General features: G+C 49.8%; 18 protein-coding genes and 4 tRNA genes. 4 read left to right on the top strand and 18 right to left on the bottom strand.

The window, feature by feature from the left end:
* Positions 1 to 137 precede the first annotated feature (137 nt).
* The 8 genes from ACZYR9_RS25705 to ppc all read right to left on the bottom strand — a co-directional run bounded on the left by ACZYR9_RS25705 (position 138) and on the right by ppc (position 11,648).
* On the bottom strand, positions 138 to 389 hold the full coding sequence (locus tag ACZYR9_RS25705) for a hypothetical protein (RefSeq protein WP_488981253.1): 252 nt from the start codon (positions 387 to 389) through the stop codon (positions 138 to 140).
* A gap of 933 nt (positions 390 to 1,322) precedes the next feature.
* Positions 1,323 to 3,152 carry a glutamine--fructose-6-phosphate transaminase (isomerizing) gene (gene glmS, locus ACZYR9_RS25700; protein WP_488981252.1) on the bottom strand — a complete coding sequence of 610 codons (1,830 nt, stop codon included), beginning with the start codon at positions 3,150 to 3,152 and terminating at the stop codon, positions 1,323 to 1,325.
* Positions 3,153 to 3,683: 531 nt separating this feature from the next.
* A complete protein-coding gene (glmM, locus tag ACZYR9_RS25695; protein ID WP_488981251.1) occupies positions 3,684 to 5,024 on the bottom strand; it encodes a phosphoglucosamine mutase in 1,341 nt (446 codons plus the stop codon).
* A gap of 96 nt (positions 5,025 to 5,120) precedes the next feature.
* Entirely contained in the window at positions 5,121 to 6,398 is a 1,278-nt protein-coding gene (locus tag ACZYR9_RS25690; RefSeq protein ID WP_488981250.1) for a CdaR family protein, read from the bottom strand.
* A 1-nt stretch (position 6,399) separates the two neighbouring features.
* Positions 6,400 to 7,206 (bottom strand): diadenylate cyclase CdaA, encoded by an 807-nt coding sequence (cdaA, locus tag ACZYR9_RS25685; RefSeq protein WP_488981249.1) that lies wholly within the window; start codon positions 7,204 to 7,206, stop codon positions 6,400 to 6,402.
* Positions 7,207 to 7,343: 137 nt separating this feature from the next.
* A complete protein-coding gene (locus ACZYR9_RS25680) occupies positions 7,344 to 7,958 on the bottom strand; it encodes a zf-HC2 domain-containing protein (protein ID WP_488981248.1) in 615 nt (204 codons plus the stop codon).
* Positions 7,959 to 8,033: 75 nt separating this feature from the next.
* Positions 8,034 to 8,600, bottom strand: a complete 567-nt coding sequence (sigW, locus tag ACZYR9_RS25675) for an RNA polymerase sigma factor SigW (RefSeq protein ID WP_488981247.1) — start codon at positions 8,598 to 8,600, stop codon at positions 8,034 to 8,036.
* A 261-nt stretch (positions 8,601 to 8,861) separates the two neighbouring features.
* Positions 8,862 to 11,648 (bottom strand): phosphoenolpyruvate carboxylase, encoded by a 2,787-nt coding sequence (gene ppc, locus ACZYR9_RS25670; protein WP_488981246.1) that lies wholly within the window; start codon positions 11,646 to 11,648, stop codon positions 8,862 to 8,864.
* A gap of 393 nt (positions 11,649 to 12,041) precedes the next feature.
* Between ppc and ACZYR9_RS25665 the strand changes: the two genes are divergently transcribed.
* Genes ACZYR9_RS25665 through ACZYR9_RS25655 form a run of 3 tightly spaced genes read left to right on the top strand, consistent with a single transcriptional unit; the run spans position 12,042 to position 15,732 of the window.
* Complete coding sequence (locus tag ACZYR9_RS25665) at positions 12,042 to 13,787, top strand: alpha-glycosidase (RefSeq protein WP_488981245.1); 1,746 nt, start codon at positions 12,042 to 12,044, stop codon at positions 13,785 to 13,787.
* A 47-nt stretch (positions 13,788 to 13,834) separates the two neighbouring features.
* Positions 13,835 to 14,917: an AI-2E family transporter gene (locus ACZYR9_RS25660; protein ID WP_488981244.1), complete on the top strand. Its 1,083-nt coding sequence runs from the start codon at positions 13,835 to 13,837 to the stop codon at positions 14,915 to 14,917.
* Positions 14,914 to 15,732, top strand: a complete 819-nt coding sequence (locus tag ACZYR9_RS25655) for an SDR family oxidoreductase (protein WP_488981243.1) — start codon at positions 14,914 to 14,916, stop codon at positions 15,730 to 15,732. The genes ACZYR9_RS25660 and ACZYR9_RS25655 overlap by 4 nt, the downstream gene beginning before the upstream one ends.
* A 47-nt stretch (positions 15,733 to 15,779) precedes the next feature.
* Here the strand turns inward: ACZYR9_RS25655 and ACZYR9_RS25650 are convergent, their stop codons facing one another.
* From ACZYR9_RS25650 to ACZYR9_RS25610, 9 genes are all read right to left on the bottom strand, one after another.
* Positions 15,780 to 17,117 (bottom strand): alpha-glucosidase/alpha-galactosidase, encoded by a 1,338-nt coding sequence (locus ACZYR9_RS25650; protein ID WP_488981242.1) that lies wholly within the window; start codon positions 17,115 to 17,117, stop codon positions 15,780 to 15,782.
* Between the two features lie 44 nt (positions 17,118 to 17,161).
* Entirely contained in the window at positions 17,162 to 18,049 is an 888-nt protein-coding gene (locus ACZYR9_RS25645; protein WP_488981241.1) for a carbohydrate ABC transporter permease, read from the bottom strand.
* Positions 18,046 to 18,930, bottom strand: a complete 885-nt coding sequence (locus ACZYR9_RS25640; protein WP_488981240.1) for a carbohydrate ABC transporter permease — start codon at positions 18,928 to 18,930, stop codon at positions 18,046 to 18,048. Before ACZYR9_RS25640 ends, ACZYR9_RS25645 begins: the two co-directional genes overlap by 4 nt.
* Before the next feature lie 33 nt (positions 18,931 to 18,963).
* The gene (locus tag ACZYR9_RS25635) at positions 18,964 to 20,304 is read right to left on the bottom strand and encodes an ABC transporter substrate-binding protein (RefSeq protein WP_488981239.1); all 1,341 of its coding nucleotides are present in this window, start codon (positions 20,302 to 20,304) and stop codon (positions 18,964 to 18,966) included.
* Between the two features lie 128 nt (positions 20,305 to 20,432).
* Positions 20,433 to 21,455, bottom strand: coding sequence for a LacI family DNA-binding transcriptional regulator (locus tag ACZYR9_RS25630; RefSeq protein ID WP_488981238.1), 1,023 nt, complete (start codon positions 21,453 to 21,455; stop codon positions 20,433 to 20,435).
* 201 nt (positions 21,456 to 21,656) lie between these two features.
* Positions 21,657 to 21,727 (bottom strand) — tRNA-Gly (locus ACZYR9_RS25625).
* 9 nt (positions 21,728 to 21,736) lie between these two features.
* Positions 21,737 to 21,813 (bottom strand) — tRNA-Pro (locus tag ACZYR9_RS25620).
* A 121-nt stretch (positions 21,814 to 21,934) separates the two neighbouring features.
* Positions 21,935 to 22,008: transfer RNA gene (locus tag ACZYR9_RS25615), tRNA-Arg, on the bottom strand.
* Positions 22,009 to 22,018: 10 nt separating this feature from the next.
* Positions 22,019 to 22,093 (bottom strand) — tRNA-Gly (locus ACZYR9_RS25610).
* Positions 22,094 to 22,295: 202 nt separating this feature from the next.
* Between ACZYR9_RS25610 and ACZYR9_RS25605 the strand changes: the two genes are divergently transcribed.
* On the top strand, positions 22,296 to 22,646 hold the full coding sequence (locus ACZYR9_RS25605) for a DsrE family protein (RefSeq protein ID WP_488981237.1): 351 nt from the start codon (positions 22,296 to 22,298) through the stop codon (positions 22,644 to 22,646).
* A 64-nt stretch (positions 22,647 to 22,710) separates the two neighbouring features.
* Here the strand turns inward: ACZYR9_RS25605 and ACZYR9_RS25600 are convergent.
* Positions 22,711 to 22,997 (bottom strand): Rieske (2Fe-2S) protein (locus tag ACZYR9_RS25600; RefSeq protein WP_488981236.1); only part of this gene is annotated, 287 nt, incomplete at its 5' end.

Here is a 22,997-nt window from a genome sequence, read left to right as displayed (position 1 = left end):
CTGCATGCCCTTTCAGTTGTTCCAAGCTACCGGCTCCTCTGTTCCCTTCTTATCTCGCGCTAAACTAAAGGTGAAATCCTGCGAATTCATGAGTCTGAGTGAGAAAACCAAATCATTTCGAGGGAGCGTAACAAGCACTAATTTTTTTTGTCTATATTAGTCTTTTTGTTTTGTCTGTAACGCATTATGGCAATAGGTAAATTCACCACTCCAAGAATAAAACACGATACAATAGGTATCATTTGAGGTATTGTGGGATAATTCGTTTTTCCGTCTCCGACAGGTCCTATTTTGGGTTGATGGCTATCCCACAAACCATATAAAAGACCAACTACTGGTAACAAGATACAAATTACACATGTAACTATATAAAACACATACTTGTTCAATCCTTCCCCTCCATCTGAAGTATTCAGGTTTAGGACTTCAACTCATCTCATAATTTATTCGTTTCTTACTATTGGAAGTTGCAGTGTCCTGCCCGATAGTTTAACGGAGCTACCAGCGTCGTTCCGCGGCAGCTCCATAGTATATGTGTATTCAACTCTTGTCTCCATTAGTGCAAGGCGAAACTTAGAAAAACTGGTGATGAAATAAACAAAACAGAGATGATAAGAAAAAGTTGAGTTCCCCTTTTAGGCAGTTTTTCTCTTCCCTTATCTGTGTACCACCCACTGAATTGCAGTTTATTTCTGTATAAAACAAAAATCAGAATGTATATGCCAAGAATTAAAGCCCATTCATATTTTTCATTGTATAAGCCGACTTCAGAGTAGATAGTTTTTATTAAATATCCAAAAAGTGACCCAAGAAATACCATTATTAAAATAATCCGAACTAACTCCAGTATTACTCTTAGCATAGTCACCTCTCACTTTGCGGAACCACCAGACCGACTTACTCCTTTGTTTGTCGATAATCCATATACGTTTCCATGGATTGGAAAGTTCCGCAATGAACTGGGCAGTCAGTCTAGAACTTATTTTCACAGTCCACAACTTTATTTTCTCATTACAGCCTCAAGTTCAGAGAAAACTGACTTTGTAGATCTAATTTATAAATTCAAATCACCAATATTTGCAAAATAAGCTTAAGACTAACCTTGATAAACGAAACAGAGGCAGTCCGGGACGCAGAAATGTCCTAGACTACCGCTGCTGCGTTATTCAACTTTTGTATAACTCTCGTATCATTTGTATTAAAATTAAAGCCGTCCTAGTATTTCAGGACGGCTCTTGATGTCACAAGTTCAGTTCCACACTTTTTTAACTGGTTCCACACTTTTTTATCACCAGACAATTTACCCCAAACGCCTCTCCCTACTACTCCACCGTAACGCTCTTTGCCAAGTTCCGGGGTTTGTCGACATCGTTGCCGCGGGCAAGCGATGCGTAGTAGCTCAGCAGCTGCAGCGGAACAACGGACAGCGCCGGAGTTAACAGAGGCAGTGTTGCCGGGATTGCGAACACTTCGTCGGCGGCCTTGGCAAGCTCGGTATGGCCTTCCGAATGGAGGCCGAATACATGGGCGCCGCGGGCAGTAACTTCTTTAATATTGCTCAGTGTCTTTTCGAACAATTCCTCCTGGGTCGCCAGCGCGATGACAGGGATGCCTTCTTCGATCAGGGCCAAGGTTCCGTGCTTCAGCTCTCCGGCTGCATAAGCCTCGGAATGAATGTAGGAAATCTCTTTCAGCTTCAAGGAGCCTTCCAGAGCTACGGCATAATCGAGGCCGCGGCCGATGAAGAACAGGTTCTCATGTGTCGAAATTTGCTCTGCCACGTTCTTGATCGTCTCCGATTGAGCAAGAATCTGCTCTACCTTCTCAGGCAGTTCCTTTAATCCGGCGATCACTTCGGCGATATAGGCATCATCTTGTGAACCCAGCGTTTGAGCAAGGTACAATCCGAACAGATAGAACGCGATTAACTGCGATGTATAGGCTTTGGTTGAGGCTACAGCGATCTCCTGGCCGGCCCATGTCGTGATGACATCGTCCGCTTCACGGGCAACCGAGCTGCCTACGACGTTGGTGATAGCCAACACACGCGCACCGCAGCGCTTCGCTTCACGCAATGCTGCGAGGGTATCTGCCGTTTCACCGGATTGGCTAACTACGATAACCAATGTTTCCGGTGTAATGATCGGAGCACGGTAACGGTACTCGGAGGCTACATCCGTTTCCACCGGAATACGGGCCAGCTTCTCAATCACCGTTTTACCGACAAGCCCTGCATGATATGCCGTTCCGCAGGCCACAATATGAACCTGGCGAATCGCCTTGATCTGCTGTGCCGTCATCCCAACTTCATTAAGTACGATTTTCTTACCGGACGCATCCAATCTGGAGCCCATCGTATCACGGTAAGCTTTAGGCTGCTCGTGGATTTCTTTCAGCATAAAATGATCGTATCCGGCTTTTTCTGCCGTAACGATGTCCCAATCGACATGAAATAATTCCCGGGAAATAAAATTCCCCTCAAGCGTCATTAATTCGACACCATCTCGTGTCAAAACCGCCATTTCCCCGTCATTCAAAATATACACGTTTCGCGTATATTCGAGGATGGCGGGAATGTCGGAGCCGATAAAGTTCTCGCCTTCCCCCACGCCAATGATGAGCGGGCTGGCTAAACGAACCGCAACCAGCTTATCCGGTTCATACTCGGTCAATACCCCCAAAGCAAAGGCGCCTTTCATCCGGGTGACCGCTTTTTGTACCGCTTTGACGATGTCGCCTTCATACAGGCTGGCAATCAGGTGAGAAATCACTTCGGTATCCGTTTCCGATACGAATACGTGACCTTTCTCCGTGAGCTCCTCCTTAAGCGACATGTAGTTCTCGATAATTCCGTTATGCACGACGGAAAACTTCAGGGAGTTGTCCGTATGCGGGTGCGAGTTGATATCCGATGGTTTGCCGTGAGTTGCCCAACGGGTATGTCCAATCCCGATCGTTCCGCTCAGCGGCGTTTCTCCAAGCTTGGATTCCAGGTTAGCCAGACGGCCCTTCGATTTCTTGACCTGCAGCCCTTCGGAAGTATAAACGGCTACACCGGCCGAATCATACCCGCGATATTCCAGCTTTTTCAATCCTTCAATCAATATATTTTGGGAATTACGATTCCCTACATAACCAACAATACCACACATAGAATAAGTACCTCCTACAGTATAAAACAACATAATCAACACATAATCATTTCCCTTGATCCCGTCGAATTCTTGTCGGTCCGGTCGCCCGGACGTTTTGCATTTCGACTTTGCGGTATGGATCATTTACCGGAAGGCCCCCGCCGAATGTTCGAACACCTTCACCTCGTCAACTGAACCGCCGCCTGATGCTTACCGTCTTCCGCGTTGTCCAAGAAAATTTACAAATCCCGGAAGATTCCGAGATTACCATGACCGAATGCGCAGACAAAACGCAAGACATCAGAAACAGCCAGCTCAGTTCTGGCGCTTAACTGAATAATCGCTGCGGCCCACCTTTCTCTTTAAAGTCGACATATTTCCATCTTATTCATTTTGCCAGGGATATGCAACTTAATTTTCATGGTGTTTTCATCCAATGGCTTTGATACCTGGTTAATCTATAGAAATCCAGCCTTACAATATCAGGAGCCCCTCCCGAAACCGTAAGGCTGGGTGTCAAACCTATTTAAAATGCCTGCAGAAGCAGATTTAAACCAGCTCCCGCTGAATGACTTCGGCAATTCGCTGTACGTAGGCTTCTACCTGCTCCTTATCCGGCCCTTCCGCCATGACGCGAATCAGAGACTCCGTCCCGGATGGCCGTACCAATACGCGTCCGTTGTCGCCGAGCTCTTCCTCAACCTTGCGGATCGCCGTTTCCACAGCGGTATTATCCTTCAGCTTGCTTTTATCCGCCACACGAACATTAACCAAAGTTTGGGGGTACTTACGCATAATTTGCTTCAGTTCGCTCAATTTTTTTCCAGATTGCACGACCGTGTCCATCAGCTGGAGTGCGGTCAAAATACCGTCGCCCGTTGTATTGTAATCGAGGAAAATCACATGTCCGGACTGCTCTCCGCCCAGGTTATATCCGCCTTTGCGCATTTCCTCCATAACGTAGCGGTCTCCGACAGCCGTCTTGGCCGCCTTCATACCGAACGCCTCGATGCCTTTGAAGAATCCGATGTTGCTCATTACCGTGGTGACAATCGTCTGCTGACGAAGCTTGCCCGCCTGGTTCATCGCATGACCGCAAATGCTCAGAATAAAGTCGCCGTCGACCTCTTCGCCATTCTCATCGATAGCAATCAAGCGGTCCGCATCCCCGTCAAAGGCCAGTCCGATATGCGCGCCCCGCTCCACCACCAGCTTCTGCAGCTTTTCTGGATGCGTGGAGCCGAAGCCTTCGTTAATGTTACGGCCGTTAGGCTCAGCGCCGATCGAAATCACTTCGGCACCCAGCGCCTCAAATACCTTGGGAGCCAATTCGTAGGCCGCCCCGTGAGCGCAATCGAGCACAATGCGATAGCCTTTAAAGGAAGAAGCCACCGTTGATTTCACAAAATCCAGGTACATGAATTTAGCCTGATCGTCATCCGTTACCGATCCGATATCGCCGCCTACCGGCCGCGGAAGCTCGTCCATCTCCGCATCCATCAAGCGTTCGATCTCAAGCTCCGTCTCATCAGACAGCTTAAAGCCGTCCGCTCCGAAAAACTTGATGCCATTATCCTCCACCGGATTATGGCTGGCTGAGATCATGACGCCGGCGTCGGCCTTCAATGTCCGTGTCAAATAAGCAACCGCCGGTGTCGTTACGACACCAAGACGGATCACGTTGGCGCCGATCGACAACAATCCTGCTACAAGCGCAGCCTCCAGCATCGGACCGGAAATCCGCGTATCGCGGCCGATCACAACATTCGGTCTATTCACTTCCCCGGCAAGAACAAAGCCGCCGCAGCGGCCGATTTTATATGCAAGCTCCGGCGTCAGCCCTTGGTTGGCCACCCCGCGTACGCCATCGGTTCCAAAATATTTCCCCATTGTTTTATCTCTCCTCAAGTACAATACCTTCATAAAAACGAATAATTCTTATTATCCACCAATTTCAGCACGCGGGTCAAATCGACGCTAAACCAGCTATGGTGCAGGCAAAGGATTCGCGGTGCCGGAAGGAGCCGCAGGCTCGCCCTCCTTCGCACGGATTTCGACCGTCGCTGTGACATTTTGCTGAGACCCTTTCTTCACAAAGGTCGGCAGGTTCCATGTGATCGGCACCTCATGCCGGCCCGGGGGCAAATTGCTCACATCCAGAATGGCCTGCACATCCTGAGGGGTCAGCTTGTCAATCAGTGGCGGCGCCCCCTCGACCGTGAGGCTTACTCGCCCTGATTCCGGCAGCAGCACATTCGTTTCAAAGCCGTCATTTTGCCCGATGATCGACAGCGGAATAGACTCCAACGTTTTGGATTGGGACGGCACAATGCTGATGCTTACCGTGACCTCTGCAGAATCAAGCTGCTTTACACCGCCCCGAAGCGGAATCGTCAGCGTGAATTCTTTATTTTCTTTCAGTCCGGCGAGATCCACCTGCGGCCCATCATAGAACTCAAGCCGGTCCAGCATTTCCTGGGTCCCGTAGACCGTAACCTTGTCGATGCTTTGTTGAATAGCCGAGACCGCAAAGCCCGGCGGCGGTTCGCCAACCAGCTTTACTTGCAGCGGCACCAGCTTGAATGGACTGGTGATCGGCACTTCCACTTCCACGACCGCAGGATTGATGATAGCCTCCTCAATCGCCTTACCCGCCTTGTCATAAGCAATCAGCTTCGCCTGGCTTGTGACCGGTGAATCCGCCTTATCTACATCAACATCGGCCCGAACCGACTCCACCGACTCGTATATCCGGCTCGGGACGGCTACAGTGACCTGCTTCGGCTTCACTACCGGCTGTCCCGCCCTCAATCCGACAGCCGGTGTCCCTGTCACCTGAACCGTTACCGGCATCGATTTGTTTTTCTTCTCATCGACAACTACTTTAACATACGCCGGACTGATGCTGACAGAGACATTGGATGGAAAACCGAGGGGGGTCAGCGGTACCATATGCTCCCCCTTGCCTGTGTTCGTTAAATCCAGCTCCACCGAATAGTTGGCCGAATTCAAGACGCGCTTCAGCGTAGAGCTTCTCCCTGCTATCGTAACCGTAACCTGCGCCGGTGAGATTTCCTCAATAAATAATTGATCTTCATTATACTTGGGTGTGACCGCCACATTCCCAATCGTTTCTTCCACCGTCCCCGTCCCTGTAGACCCGGGAATCGAGCCGCCGTCCATGCGTACAACGGCCCATAGCAAAATACCGATAACCAGAGCCACTACCTTGACGACATTCGTGTTGCGTAACCATTGATCCATCTTACCGCCGCCTCCATTTCCAAATGGGGCTCTTTTCCTTCGTCTTCGTCTTCGGCTTTAATTCCTCAAACAGCTTGGCAAGAAGCGCGTCCTCTTTAATATCCCGCAGGACATGCCCGTTCATGGCCAGCGATACCTGACCCGTTTCTTCGGATACAATGACGCACACGGCATCCGATACTTCACTCATGCCGATCGCCGCGCGGTGACGCGTCCCGAGCTCCTTGCTGATAAAAGGATTCTCCGACAACGGCAAATAACAGCCCGCCGCCATCAGCTTGGATTTGCTGATAATGACAGCCCCGTCATGCAGCGGCGTATTAGGAATGAAAATATTAATGAGCAGCTCCGAGCTGATCTGTGATTCAAGCTGAATGCCCGATTCCACATAATCGTTCAGTCCTGTCTCCCGTTCAAATACAATCAGCGCCCCGATCTTTCGCCGCGCCATATATTGTACAGCTCTCAACACCTCATTGATCCGCCGGTTGATATCCTGATCTTCCTCCACGTTCGTACGGCTGAAGAGCTTGCCGCGTCCAAGCTGCTCAAGCGCCCTGCGAAGCTCCGGCTGGAAGATGATAATGACACCCACAAGCCCGAAGGTGAACATCTGGTTCATCATCCACTGAAGTGTGTTCAGCTTGAACCAGGAGCTGAGCGCCCAGGTCACCACAACCACGAGAATCCCCTTAAGCAGCTGAATCGCCCGTGTTCCTCTAACCAGTAGAATCAACTTGTAAATAACATAACTGACAATCAATATATCTATAATGTCTGTTATTCCAATGTCTGTAATCCAATCCATCGCGTCTGCCCCCAACCTTACCGCGGTGTTATCTTTCTATTGTTATCCCCTTCCTTAAATCATACCATATTTACAGCAAAAAACCCTCCCTTTCGACCATGGATTAGGAAGGTTTTATAATAATTAGGTCTGTTGAACTATTTTGAGCCTGATACGAGCGTGAACCATTGGTTCATTTTGTACAGCACCCAGCTGAACGCTTCGTCAATCTCTTTAATTTGTCCGGAGATATGCGCCGTTGAGGCTAAATTCACCGACCCGTCGATAACAACGATATTGCCTTCAATATCACCGTCAACTTTAAGCTCTCCGTTCTCGACCGTTAAATCCCCTGCCACTTTCTTACCTTCGGGTACATAGACCGTACTCCCTTGGATGACGACCGATTGCAGATCATTTCCTTTAACAAGCAGCTCCCGATCATCGTTCCATGAAGAGACAAAGACCGACATCACCACGAGAAAAAACACAGCCGCCACCGATGCCGCCGGATGCCTGCGAACCCATTGGTACCATGGATGGTATTCCCGAACCGGGGGCAACGCTTGCATCACCCGTTCCGTGAGACCCTCCGGCACCGGCTGCGGGGGCACGGCGTGGACAAGCGCTTCTACCTTCTCGTATTGTTGAAGACACCGCCGGCATGCTTCGCAAACCAGCACATGCTCCTTTAGCGCCGCCGACTCCCTTCGATCCAATCCCCCGTCCAAATACTCATGCAGCAAAGGGAGGGCTTCCTTACAGTCCATCATAAGCCACTCCTTTCTTCTTTCCTACGCAGCTTGTGCAATACATTACGCATGAATGGAGCAGATGTTTCAAAAAACTTATAAAACCTGCTCTAATTTTTTTCTCAAAAATTCCCTGCCGCGGTGCAAGCGTGTTTTGATGGTCGTTACCGGCATCGAAAGCACTTCGCTAATCTCTTGTAAAGACAAGTCCTGTAAATATCTTAAGATGACGACCGCCTTATATTTCTCCGGCAGAGTCTCTATACTTTGGCGAATCTGCGATTGCGTCTCCGACAGAAGCACCTGCTGATCGGGCGTTTCCTCGCTGCTTGCCAGCGTGGAGTACCAGTCGGTACCATCCCCGTCGCCCATCTCCGCATCCAAAGAATAATTGACCTTGCGTTTGCGGAGGCGGTCGATGCAAAGATTCGTTCCGATCCGGTAAATCCAGGTGGAAAATTTTTGCTCCTCGTCATACCGATCCAGGTTGGTATATACCCGTAAGAATGTCTCTTGCACAATCTCCTCCGCCTCATGCCGATTTTGCAGCATCCGGTAAGCGAGATGATAAATTTTTTCCTTATAAAGCTCCACCAATTCGGCAAAAGCCGCTCGATCTCCCCCGCGGGCAAGCTTGGCGAGCCGGGTGTCCAGTTGATTCACCTACCTACCTCCAACTCCGAATCGGACCCTGTCACACCTGTGCCGCGTTCGGATTCTTCAAAGACAGCTAATCTCTTAGCGATCACGATCCTTGCAATTCATAAAAAGCATACCAAATCCTTCCCCCCGCTGTATAGTCTTCTGCAAAAGAAGGGCCGGTCATCAAGAACCGAGCCTTCGAATCTGACGATGCTTTAACGACATTGAAAAAAATCCGGGAAGCTTGGCCATGCCAAGTCCCGGATTGTACACCTTTCTTCATCAGCCCGTATTGCGAAGTCCTGCGGCAATACCGTTAATCGTCAACAGCACCTCGCGCAGCAGCGAGTCATCATCTCCCTGCTCCCGCAGCGAGCGAAGCTCCGACAAGAGACCCACCTGCATATAGCTCAGCGGATCGACGTAAGGGTTGCGCAAGCGAATCGACTCTTGAATCACAGGCACATTGTCGAGAATTTCCTGTTGGCCTGTGATCTGCAAAATAAGCTCCGAGGCTTGACGGTATTCGTCTTCAATCAGCTTAAAAATGCGTTCGGCAATCGCCTGATCATGGAGCATGCTGCTGTATTCTTTAGCAATTTGCAGGTCGGCCTTAGCCAGCGCCATCTGAAGGTTATCGATCAGCGAGCGGAAGAACGACCAGTTCTGATACATATCCTGCATGACTTTCAAATTTTCCGGATTTTCTTGATAGAAGCTGTTCAATCCGTAACCTGAAGCGTACCAGGCCGGAAGCAAATACCGGCTCTGCGTCCACGCAAACACCCACGGGATCGCTCTGAGATCCTCGAAACGGTCGCTGTTTTTCCGTTTGGACGGGCGGGAGCCGATATTCAGCTCGCCAATCTCCGGAAGCGGCGTCGATTCCTTGAAGAACGTTAAGAAATCCGGATCCCGGAAGATCAAATCCTGATACTTCTGCTGCGCCTTCTCGGAAATCCCGAGCATAATTTCTTCCCAGCCCTGCTCCGCGTCGTTGGTTGGCGGATTCTTCGCCCATAAGGCGCTTGTGATGAGCGCGGAGGTCGCTTGCTCGAGACTGCGGTATGCAATGCCCTTCATCGAATAACGCGAGGAGAGCACCTCGCCCTGCTCCGTAATCTTGATGCCTCCGCCGACCGTATCTGCCGGCTGCGCCAGGATGCTGCGGTTCAGCGGCATACCCCCGCGGCCCAAAGCGCCGCCGCGGCCATGGAAAAACTTCAGCTTTACGCCGAACGGCTTGGCTGCAGCCGTAATGCTGCGCAGCGCCACACGCAGCTCCCAGTTGGCGGTAATCACGCCGCCGTCCTTGTTGCTGTCGGAGTAACCGAGCATGATTTCCTGCAAATGGTTCGTGCTGTTCAAGCTGTTCCGGTATGCCGGAATTTGGAACAGCGTCGTCATAATGTCAGGCGCCGCATGCAGGTCGTCAATCGTCTCGAACAGAGGAACGGACTGCAGCGTGCAGGTAATCGAGCCGTCGGCTTCATGCAGATACAGCCCCGCTTCTTTACCGAAAACAAGCACCTCCAGAAGATCGCTGGCCCCCTGCGTCATACTGATCAAGTAGCTGGATATGCAGTTCCGTCCGAATTCCTGCTGTGCTTTGCGGATCACACGGTATACGTCCAGGCACTCCTGTGTCGATTCGGTATACTGCAGGTAAGGCGATGTAATCGGTCTGGGATCATTCAGTATGCCTGTCAGCAGTTCGATTTTTTGCGTTTCCGTCAAAGCGCCGTAATCCGGACAAATGCTCATCTTGGCCAAAATCTCCGTCATGGCCGCTTCATGCTCCTTGCTGTGCTGCCGGACATCCAAGGCAACAAGATGGAAGCCGAACAGTTCAACTTGGCGGATGATTTTGCGCAGATACGTATCGGCGATAAAATCGGCATAATGATTGCGCAGGCTGCGTTCCATCACCAGCAAATCATTCATAAGCTCGGACGGGTTGTTATATTTTTGATCTTCCGCAATATTCGCGTCGGCCGTATTTCGAATTTTTTGAATCATGTATTTCACTTTAATGCGGTACGGCTCATTTTGATTACGCCACACCACACCTGGAGGAAGAGTAACGTTCTCCCGGTCCTTTTGAATGGAATCCAGCAGTTCTTCCGTTACATTAACGATATTCTTGCTGAAGCTCATATGCCGCATAAGTCCGGACAGCTGCTCTTCGTATTTCTTCAGGACCAGATTCCGGTGCATCGTGAGCGTTTGCCACGTAATCTTGGAAGTTACGGACGGATTGCCGTCACGGTCGCCGCCGATCCAGGAACCGAATTTCAGGTACGTCGGAACGTGCCACGACGCTTCCGGATAATATTTTTGCAGGCAGCGCTCCAGCTCCTGGTATACCTGGGGAAGCACGTCGAACAAGGTTTCGTCAAAATAATACAGGCCGTTTTTAACCTCGTCGATGACCGTAGGCTTACGGTCCCGCAGCTCATCGGTCTGCCAAAGGGTAATGACTTCTCCGAGCAGATTCTCCCTCAGCTGCTCCCGTTCACGGAACGACAGGTTCGGGTTGTCCAGTTCCATGACGTCGCTGGCAATGCGCTTATGAATATCGAGCACCGCGCGGCGGGTAGCCTCCGTCGGATGCGCGGTCATGACCAGCTCCAGCGAGATGCCCTGAATCATTTCCCGCACCTCGTCAAAGCCGATGCCGAGATTTTTCAGCGCGCGAACCGAATCCTCGATCGATCCGGGCTGCACGTTCTCTCCTGCCGTACGCTCATAGTCGCGCTTGCGGCGAATACGGTGATTTTGCTCCGCAATATTAATTAATTGGAAGTAAATGGCAAAAGCGCGAATGACCTGATACCGGATTTCCGGCTCCAAGCCTTTCATCGTGTCTTTGAGCTCTGCAACCATTTCCGGTGAATATTCGGCACGCAGCGATTTACTCATTTCTCTGATTCTCTCTACAATGGTAAACAGCTCATTTCCGCTCTGATGCACAAGCACTTCGCCCAAAATATGCCCGAGAAACCTTACGTCTCTGCGCAGCAAATTGTTGGACGTGTTTTTATTGGTCAAACCAGTTGATTCCGACATGAGTCATCCTCCATCCTACCAATGCAAATCATAACCACTATTTTAACACATCCGCGCTCAACCATGTAGTCCGAATATTCGGTAATTCGAACCTATAAATTGACATCATTGCCGGATTGAGGACTCCCGGTTGCAATAACAGGTGCAATGAATGGAAGTAAAGGCAATCTTATCTTTCTCTAGAAAAAGCAAGGTTATGTTCAAATTAAAAAAACAAAAATAATGTCAGCAAGCCTTGAGCTATCCCGGCCGATGTTGTTCCGACGCTGATTATCATATGAAAAACCTGAGCCGTTAAGCCTGCCGGAGGCCAGTTTTGGGGTCCCTGTTTAGATTCCCGGAACGCAGGTTAATAGGTTGATAAACCGGCCTATGGTCGAAGGAGCTGACGCTATGCTAAGAGAATGCTTTTATCACGTTTCTCACAGCAATTGGGCTTATGCCTATGCCCGTGATACCGTACATCTTCGGGTTCGCACCAAACGCGGCGATGTGGAGCAAATCCATGCGGTTACGGGAGACAAATACGATTGGGATCGCACCTATGCGGAATGCCCGATGATGAAAACCGCTTCGGATGACTGGTTCGATTATTGGGAGGCGCATATCAAACCGGCCTACCGCAGGGTTTCTTACGGATTCCGCATGAGAGCGGGCGAGGAAACCGCGTGGATGATTGAAACCGGAATTTACGATGAACAGCCCTATCCCCCCGGAGGATACTACGATTTTCCCTATATCCACGAAATCGATACGCATTCCGCACCGGAATGGGCGAAATCGGCCGTCTTTTACCAAATTTTCCCTGACCGTTTCGCCAACGGCAATCCCGACAATGATCCGGAAGGAACCGAGGTATGGGGAGGCCAACCGACACCGGATAACAACTTCGGCGGGGATCTGCAGGGGATCATCGATCATCTGGACTACATAGAAGATTTGGGCGTCAACGCGCTATATCTTACGCCGATTTTCCGTTCCCCGTCCAATCACAAATACGATACGCTGGATTACAAAAAGGTGGATCCGCAGTTTGGCGATATCGACACCTTAAAAGATTTGGTAGATGCCTGCCACGAACGGGGAATTCGCGTGGTGCTGGATGCCGTGTTCAACCACTGCAGCGTGGATTTTCCTCCGTTTCAGGATCTGGTTAAGAACGGTGAGGATTCTATGTATGTCGACTGGTTTCATGTACGCGAATATCCGCTGGAGGTCAAAGACGGCATTCCCACTTATGATACGTTCGGATTTTTCGAGCATATGCCTAAATTCAACACCGCGAACCCGGAAGTAAAGAGATACTTGCTGGATGTCGCCGAATACTGGGTCAAAGAAGTCCAAATCGACGGATGGAGGCTCGACGTAGCCAACGAGATCGATCACCAGTTTTGGCGCGACTTCCGCAAGGTGGTAAAAACGGCTAACCCCGAAGCTTACATCGTCGGTGAAGTGTGGAACGACTCCATGAAATGGCTTCTCGGTGATCAATTTGATTCGGTGATGAATTACCCCTTCTCCTCCAAAGTATTGGAGTTCTTCTCCGGCTCCCACATCGATGGGTATACCTTTTCAAGCAGCATGGGCTTCCTGCTTATGCGTTATCCGCAGCAAACCAACGAGGTGATCTTCAATCTATTATGCAGCCATGATACCCCCCGTATCCTGACCAGCGTCGGTGAAGACAAGAGGCGGCTCAAGCTTTGTGTCGTGTTTCTGTTGACTTATATGGGGACTCCCTGCATCTTTTACGGGGACGAAATCGGGCTAAGCGGCGGTAATGATCCGGATTGCCGCAAGTGCATGGAGTGGGATCAGGATAAACAGGACAATGAGCTGTACGACTTCTATAAGCTGATGATCGCGCTGCGCAAGGAATACGACGTCCTCCGCAAGGGCAGATTCCGTTTCCTAAAGGCCGATCCCGGCGATTCGCGGATTATTTACGAGCGGATCGATGATTCAATGCATTTTACCGTATGGATGAATAACACGGAGGAAGAGACGATACTGACTCATCCGATGGAAACGAGCGATTGGAAGGATGCGCTCTCGGGCGAGGATGTGTACCCCGAGGACGGGATGATGAACATTAAGCTCGACCCGCTCGGGTACCGCATTTTGTATCGCTCGCTTTAAAGCTTCATCCCCGGCAGCGACAGGTAAAAGGAAGTGGAGTGGTCCTCGTGCTGCAAAGCCGTTGGTTTCGTATCGGCGTGGGTCTGATCCTGCTGCTGATCATCATTAATTTATTCATCCGGATCAGCTTTCTCTTGACGCCGATTTACACCATGGTCAAAATGCTGTTGATCCCGTTTGCTGCGGCCGGCTTCTTTTACTACCTGCTGCGGCCGCTGGTCTTCCTCTGGGAACGCCGGGGGATGAGGCGTAAAGAAGCGGTACTGCTGATCTATGTGGTCCTGACCGCAGTGACGGCACTGCTCATTATCGGCCTGGGTCCCATGCTTCAGAGTCAGTTAAATCTCTTTCTGTATAATATGCCTGAGCTTCTCGAAGGGCTGCGCGTACAGCTGGAGCATTTCCAAGAGAACCGTTTTCTTTCCGCTTTCTTTCCGTCGGACGGCTTTAACCTGACAGAAAGAGTTTCGGAATGGGTAAGCCGCAGCATCGCCATCGCCACGGCTTACATGACGGGATTACTAAGCCTTGTGACAAGCACGCTCCTCATCCTGACAGCGATTCCCGTCATCTTGTATTATTGGCTGACAGAGGGGCATAAGGCCAAGAGATCGCTTTTGGACTGGCTTCCGGAGAAAGTCGATAGGACGGCGGAGGAGCTGCTGACGGAGATCGATACCCTCTTGGGGGATTATACGAAGGGTCGTATCGTGGTCTGTCTACTGGTAGGAGTGATGGTCTATATCGGATTTTTTTTCATCGATCTTCCCTATCCGATGCTGCTGGCCCTGTTCGCCATGGTCATGAACCTGATTCCTCTCATTGGACCGATCATCGGTACGGTGCCAAGCTTTATCGTCGCATTCACAGAATCCTCCGCCATGGCCTTGTGGGTTGTCGTCATCGTTGTGATCGCTAAGCTGGCGGAGAATATATTGGTGTCGCCTCAAGTATTCGGTACCCGGATGGATCTTCACCCGTTAACCGTGCTTCTGCTGTTGATTATATCCGCCGAAGTCGCGGGAATCCTCGGTATGCTGTTTGTCATACCGGTATATATGGTAATTAAAATGGTGTGGCTTCGCTTCAGGCCGAAGCTGCGTACGAATATGGAGGGAGAAATCAAATGAATTCAAATGCAGCGTCAACGGTTGGTAAATATAGAAGGCTCGAAGGTAAAACCGCTCTTGTCACGGGCGGGGGTTCGGGCATCGGCAAAGCCTCCGCTCTGCTGCTAAGCGAACACGGAGCCAAGGTGTGCATCTTGGGAAGAACCGGGGCTGAGCTTGACGAAACAAAAAAACAAATCGAAGCCCAAGGGGGCAATGCTATAGCGATCGTCGCGGACCTCTCGGTGCCAAGCGACATGGAGGCTGCCGTTAAGCAAGCCGCACAGCACTGGGGACGGCTCGATATCGTTTGCGCCAACGCCGGCATCAACGGCGTCATGACCTCGATCGAGGACATGGAAGTGGCCGATTGGCAGCAGGTGGTGGACATTAATCTGAGAGGCACCTTCCTCACCGTAAAGTATGCGATTCCCCACATGAAAACAAATGGCGGCAGTATAATCATCACAAGCTCCATCAACGGAAATCGCGTATTCTCTAACTTTGGCTTCAGCACTTACAGCACCACCAAGGCCGGTCAAGTCGCCTTTATGAAGATGGCCGCCCTGGAGCTGGCGCAGTACGGGATTCGCGTCAACGCCATATGCCCCGGGGCGATTGAAACCAACATCGACGCCAGCACGCATAAGCGTCCGGCGCTGGAGGAGATTCGCATTCCGGTCGAATTCCCGGAGGGCGACCAACCGCTTGCCCGGGGGCCGGGCTCTTCAGAGCAGGTAGCGGATCTGGTGCTGTTCCTGGCCGGCAAAGAATCTTCCCACATTTCAGGCACCGAAATATACATCGACGGCGTTGAATCGCTGCTTCGGGGATAATCAAAGGGCTGCCCCTCTTAAAGGGCAGCCCTTTGCAGCCTTCATCGTCAGACGCTCCCTACCTTGGACAAGGACGGATTGGGTATATAATTCCTCCCTTTTGTAAATTTAGGCAATACATCGGCATGGGCATCCAATAATTCTTGGGTCATAGCCCAGATTTCATCCAAGGACAATACGGACGAGGTATGCGGGTCGAGCATCACCGCTTGATATACGTAATCTATATTGCCTGTGAGCACCGCTTCAACCGTAAGCTGCTGAACATTAATATTCGTCATGTTCATCGCTGCAAGCTGCGGCGGAAGCTCCCCCACATAGCAGGGCTGTATGCCACCCTTGTTTACCAGGCAGGGAACCTCCACGCATGCATTTTGCGGCAGGTTGGCAATGAGACCGGTATTGAGGACATTCCCCCAAATCACCCGATCGGCACCCGTTTCAATGGAATGGATAATCGGAGCGCCGTATTCATGGCTTGTATCCGTTTCAAACGATTCGCCGTTCTCGATTTTCCGCCTGGTTTCCTCAAATCGCAGCAGGTTTCGCTCGCTTCTGCGGATGTACTCGTCAATCGGAATATCAAAGCGCTGAATCAAATCATCCCGCTTATTGAAATAAGGCGTATACTCGGACATATGCTCACTGGATTCGGTCACAAAATAGTTCAGCCGCCGCATCATTTCGAAGCGGACCTTGTCTTTGGCGAAGATCTCCTCTTGCTCCATCGCCTGAAAGAGCTTGGGGTACAAATCCTCCCCCTTCCGCTTGAGCTCCAGGAACCATGCCATATGGTTAATGCCGGCCACCTTGTAATCCAGCTCTTCTACCGGAATGTTAAGATAGGAAGCCAGATCGTCGGCCGTATTCTGGACACTGTGACACAGCCCGACCGCCTTGACGGAGCTCGCCTTCGCTACGGCCAGCATCAGCATCGCCATGGGGTTCGTATAGTTAAGCAAGAGAGCGTCAGGACAGACCTCTTCCATTTCACGGCAGAAATCGAGCATGATCGGTGCTGTACGCAGGGTTCTGGACACGCCGCCAATCCCCAGCGTATCGGCGATGGTCTGCTTTATACCGTATTTTCTCGGGATCTCAAAATCCTTTAAGGTCGCCTCATGCATGCCCACCTGGATGAGGTTCAGCACATAATCTGCGCCCGTTAAGGCAGCCCTGCGGTCGAGCGTTGCTTCGACCCGCCCTCGATTGCCATGCTGCTCCACCAATTTTCCAGCCATTTGCTCTGCGGTCTTCAAGCGGATCGGATGAATATCGGTTAAGCTGAAGGTGGTGTCCGAAAGCTCGGGAAACGATAAAATATCCGTAATCAATCGTTTTGCGAAAACTACGCTTCCCGCTCCCACAATCGTAATCTTAGCCATGGTAGTTCCTCCCGTAATCATGATATTCTCTCTCCTATGCTTGCCTATTCTTTTGTTCCTGAACTGACCATTCCTTGAACAAAGTAACGCTGGAACAGCAGGAATACAATCATGATCGGAATGATGGACAGCAGTGTCAGACACATGGTCATCGTCCAATCGATGTAATGCTCCCCTTTGACCATCGCCAGGCCCAGTTGCACGGTGTACATGCTCTTCTCGGAGACGGCGATCAGCGGCCAAATCAGATCGTTCCATCTCCACATAAAGGTGAAAATGACCAGTACCGCGATCAAAGGCTTCACGTTAGGCAGGATAATCCGGTTAAAGATTTTGAACTCGCCCGCACCGTCAATTCTCGCTGCTTCAATAAGGGAGTCGGGAATGTTCATAATGTACTGCCTTGCAAGGAAAAGACCGAACGCCTCCGCGCCCCGCGGAACGATGAGTCCCGTGTAGGTATTGATCCAATCCAACTCCTTCAAGATATAGAAGTTGGGCACCATAATGATTTGCGTAGGGATCATCAGGGTGCTCAAAACCATCATAAAAAGCGCCGTTTTTCCAACAAAGTTATATTTAGCAAAAGCATAGCCGGCCAAACAGTTAATGAAGACCGTCATGACGACAGAGAAGACAGCGACAATCAAGCTGTTCCCAACGTAGCCCATGAACGGCGCGGCATTCAGCGCATCCCCGAAATTGCTCCACATCAGCTTATCCGGAATGAGATGTATCCTGCTTCCGGCCGCTTCCGCAGGCGTTTTTAGTGCGGTGGAAAGCATCCAGATAAAAGGAAGCAAAAACAAGGCGGCCGAAGTGCAAAGAACGAGAAAGATCACACTGGTTTTCCATGAGCTCCGATTCAACTTGGGGATCGCCGGGGTTAGGATGAACCTTTTTTTGTAGCCGGTTGCTTCATGCGCTTTCATCCTTTTTCCCTCCCCAATCTTAATTGAATCGCAGCCAAGACCATCATGATCAGGAACAGCACCGCACCGAGCGCCGACCCGTATCCCATATCTCCTTCAACGAATGCTTTCTGGAAAATATACTGAACAATCACCGTCGTCGAATGACCGGGTCCGCCATTTGTCATGGTGTAGATCAGGTCGAATACCATAAACCCGTAAATGACGGAAATAACCAGCACAAATGTCGTGGTATGTCTTAGCAAAGGCAAGGTTACATACCAAAATTTCTGCCATGCGTTCGCACCGTCGATCTCCGCCGCTTCATACAGGGAGTCGGGAATGGCCTGTAGGCCTGCCAAGTAAATGACCAAACAATAGCCGGTACGCACCCAAAGCGTCGTAATGATCACAGCCGGCATAGCCCAGGCGGTAGAGGAAAGCCAGTTGACGCCCCCGATGCCCACAGACTGCAGCAGATGATTAAACAGACCGTAGTTCGGATTATACATCCATGACCAAATTAAGCCTGTAGCCACCAGCGAAACCACGACAGGAGCGAAAAAGACGCCCCGAAAGAATGCCCGCAGGGGGATCTTGCGATTGAGCAGAATCGCCCCGGCCAAGCCTAGAGCCATACTGAAGGGAACGGTGCCGATCGTATAGTAGAGGGTATTCCACAGCGAAATCCAGAATACATGGTCCGTCAGCAGCTGATAATAGTTGCTTAGGCCCACAAAATCGGGCTTCCCCAGGATCGTCCACTTGTGAAAGCTGATATAAAATGTAAATAAAATCGGAAAAATCATAAACACAAAGAACAAGAGGATATTCGGAGTAATAAATAGGTAAGGTGCTATTTTTATCGACCGTTTTTGATACCAATTGATCAGACCAGGCACCGTTAGCCCCCCTATCCATTTTTACATCATGAACTATTTAGCGCCTAAAATATCATTAACCTTTTTATTCAATGCTTGGGCCGTTTGTTCGGGAGATATGCCTTGGGCGAACAAGCCTTCCAACGCATCGGCCAGCGCTTGATTAAGCTTGGCGAAGCTGGTCAGGGTTACCGTATTCGCCATCGCTTTAGGCACGGTTTTGGATTGTTCTATAAATTTATTTATTATCGCCGGTTCTTTCACGCTATAATTGAACGGTCCTTCAATATCCGTACGTCCCGGCAGGAACAAGCCTTTCTCAACGAACTTCTTCATGTTTTCCTTTTCACCCACGAAGGCCAAGAATTTCTTGGCCGCTTCCGGATGCTTGCTGTTCACCGGGATTGTTAACGCATTGCCGCCCAGATCTGAGGCCATGGACTTCTTGCGCGGCATAAAGGTTACTCCCCACTCGTAATCCTTCATTTCCTTCTCCCACCTTGGAATCATCCAGTTCCCGTTGATGAGCAAACCAGCTTTACCCGTCGTAAACAGAAGGTTATAATCATCAGTTCCCTTCATGCTGTTTCCTTGAGACATATGGTTTTTGAACATCATCTGCAGAAATCGCAAGGTTTCAATGGCTTCGGGCGTCTCTACGTTACCCCGCTTTAAATCCTCCGTTACAAGGGAAGCCCCGTTCTGGAAGAAATAAGGCAATGTACGATAAGCCGATGAGGCCGTCCAGTTGGAAGCAATCCCGTATGTAGCCAACTTTTGGTCCTGAAGCTTCTTGGCGACATCCAACAGTTCCTCCCAGGTCCAGGCTTCCTCGATTTTGTCCGGGGCTTTGATACCTAGCTTATCCAGATAGGTTTTATTATAAAAAACGGCTAACGTATCCGTATGATGAGGCAGGCCGTATATCTTGTCCTTAAATGTAACCGCTGTCAAAAGACTTTGATTAAAATTCCCCTTATCCTTAGCGAACGTATCCGACACATCCAGCAAGGCATCCTGGCTGGCGAATTCTCCGATCTTCTGGTATTGGACCCGGAACACATCCGGCGCATTGTTTCCGGCAATTCTCGTTTGGATTTTTGTGTAGTAATCCCCCTGATTCGGAGGCGGTACCTGCTGGGCATTGACTTTGATATCGGGGTGCTTCGCTTCAAAATCGGCGACCAGATTTTTAAAGCCATCCTCTTCCCCGCCAGCGCTTGCCCAATAAACAAATTCAATCGTTTCCTTAGCGCCTGATGCCTGCCCGTCCGCTTTCGGATCCCCGCTGCTTTGCGGGGGCGCTGTTTTCTCAGCCGCACAACCGGTCAGCACGGCCATAGACAAGGCCGTAGTTAACCCGCCATAAACCAATTTGCGAAAAGTCGTTTCCATAGATCCTCACCTTTCACCACATTAGTTAACCCCTGAACCTTTGCACCAAAACGTGCTGCAAGTAAAGCAAACCCCTGTAGTCCAACAGCCTTACGATAGGATGCATCACCCCTTTCAAGTCACAACAGCTATTTCGATGAATACCCGCAGCTCTCACGAACGACTAGCCTCGTCGGAAGAAAGCTCGCCATCGGCAGCGGTAAAGATCCTTCGATCCGTTGGATGAACAATTTGACCGCTATTCTGCCCAGCTCTTCTTTATCCACTTTAACCGTGGTCAACGGCGGGTGCATAAATTGAGACATTTCGATATCGTCAAAGGATGCCACGGCTATATCTCCGGGGATCGACAATCCGGCTTCCTGTATAGCCCGATACGCTCCCAGAGCCATCTGGTCACTGGCCGTAAATAAAGCGGTAGGACGATCCTTGGCCATAAGTATTTGCTTCATCGCCTCATATCCGCCGCCGATCGTAAACTGCCCATCAGCTATCCACTCTTGACGAAGTGCAACCCCTTGGTGCTCCAAGGCATGCTTATAGCCCAAAAATCGTCCTTCGTTTTCTAAGGAAACGGTCGATTGGAAAGAACTCGAACCGATATATGCAATCTTCCTGTGCCCCAAATGCAACAGATGATTTACACTCTGACTTGCTCCCTTTTCAAAATCAACGGTGACGTAATCGATATCCAATTCAGGGGTACCCCCGACACTAATGATGTAATGCACTTTTTTAGACAATCGGTCTAAAAGCTCGGTACTAGTTGCTATGCATATGATTCCGTAATCGTTGGCTTGAATTTCGTCCATGATACTCATATGGCTTAAATCCTGAGCGTCATAGGTAAAGCCTAAAGTATATCCCTGATCCAGCAATTCCCGTTCCAATCCGTAAATCAACTCGGAGAAATAAGGATCATGGTATTTATCTTTCATCTTGTTAATAATTAATCCGATTTTCTTTTCTGAAATTTTCTTGCGAATTTGTTCTATTTTTTTCACGCGTTTATAGCCTAAGTCTTCAGCAACCTTGAGAATGCGCAAATGTACCGCATCCTCCGCTCCATTCGAGCCTTCGTTCAGTACCCTAGAAACCGTAGAAATGGATACATTGACCTTCTCAGCGATATCTTTAAGCGTTACTTTCATAGTTCCCCCTAATAGCACAAATTTTCATATTTTTTCCTCTATTTACTGGAATTATATTCTACAATTTGAAAATTATCAACAAAATTTTCTTATATCTCTTGCAAAATAAATGAAATTTTTCATACACTCAACGAAAAATCCAAAGTAATGCAAAAAAAGCTTCCGATCGATAACGATCGGAAGCTTTTTTTGCATTACGTAAGCGGGTGATGGGAATCGAACCCACGCTACCAGCTTGGAAGGCTGGAGTTCTACCATTGAACTACACCCGCATCAATTTATGGTCGGGACGACACGATTTGAACATGCGACCCCCTGGTCCCAAACCAGGTGCTCTACCAAGCTGAGCTACGTCCCGTAACACTATGGCGTGCCCTGAGAGATGCGGCCTTTCAGGCCGACTGCGATGTTATCCTATCGAAGCTTATGCTCCGACGAACTCCACCGTTCTCATCTAACTCAGTTCACTTGTTTTACTACGTGCCCTGAGAGATTCGAACTCCCGACCTTTTGATTCGTAGTCAAACGCTCTATCCAGCTGAGCTAAGGGCACATATTTATAATGGAGCGGAAGACGGGATTCGAACCCGCGACCCTCGCCTTGGCAAGGCGATGCTCTACCCCTGAGCCACTTCCGCACTGACTGGCGGGATGCTTGTTCATCCCTCAACAGCGACAAGAATTAATATATCAGTTTTTGAAGAGAAATGCAAATGTTTTTTTTAACTTTTTTTAAATGAGGTAAACAACCGGGACGGATGGGATTATGTACTGAAAACAGAATGGAAATGACGGCTCTTGGACAGAATAGCATTATTCTTTTCAAGGAGAGAGCTATTGATGAAAAATGTGGCTATTTTTGTTCATGCAAGCGAAAAGGAACTGGGAAGAGCGGTTCATGGACTGCTGTATACGGAGGAAATCAATGCCGCAGGAGGTCAAGTAAAGCTCATCTTCGACGGTGAGGGAACATTGTGGATCGGCCGCTTTGAAGACGCAAGCCATCCGTTCAACCCGCTGTATAAAAAAATCAAAGCCTTGGGTGTTATCGAGGCTTGCGATTACTGTGCCGGAGCATTTGGAGCCAAGGAGGACATTCAAAAAGCAAGCATCGCAGCGTCAAAAGACTTTGAAGGTCATGCGAGCATCGCCAAGCTCATTTCAGAGGATTATCAAATCATTACATTGTAATGCTGCGCGGTAGAAAAAGCCCTTGGATAGTTGATCTGTCCAAGGGCTTTGATATGAGTATCGATTAATCCATGTGTACCAATACTCTGTTGTTTTCAACCGATACATCGTATACTTTCACTCTGTATCTGTCCGGGTCGACCAGCGCTTTGCCGGTCTTCACATCGAACTCCCAGCCGTGCCACGGGCAGGTCAGGATTTCGCCTTCTCTGCCGTAAATATATTCATGCGGCTTGGACTCCAGCGTCGTTCCCGTGAATTTCCCTTTGCACAGCTCGACCTGCTGGTGCGGACATACGTTGCGGATCGCATAGTATTCTGTGCCGCTGTAGTATACTCCGATGCTTTTGC

The organism is Paenibacillus sp. F024 (genome assembly GCF_057814255.1).
Note: the sequence above shows the minus strand (reverse complement) of the source record. Positions and strands in the feature narration are given on the sequence as shown.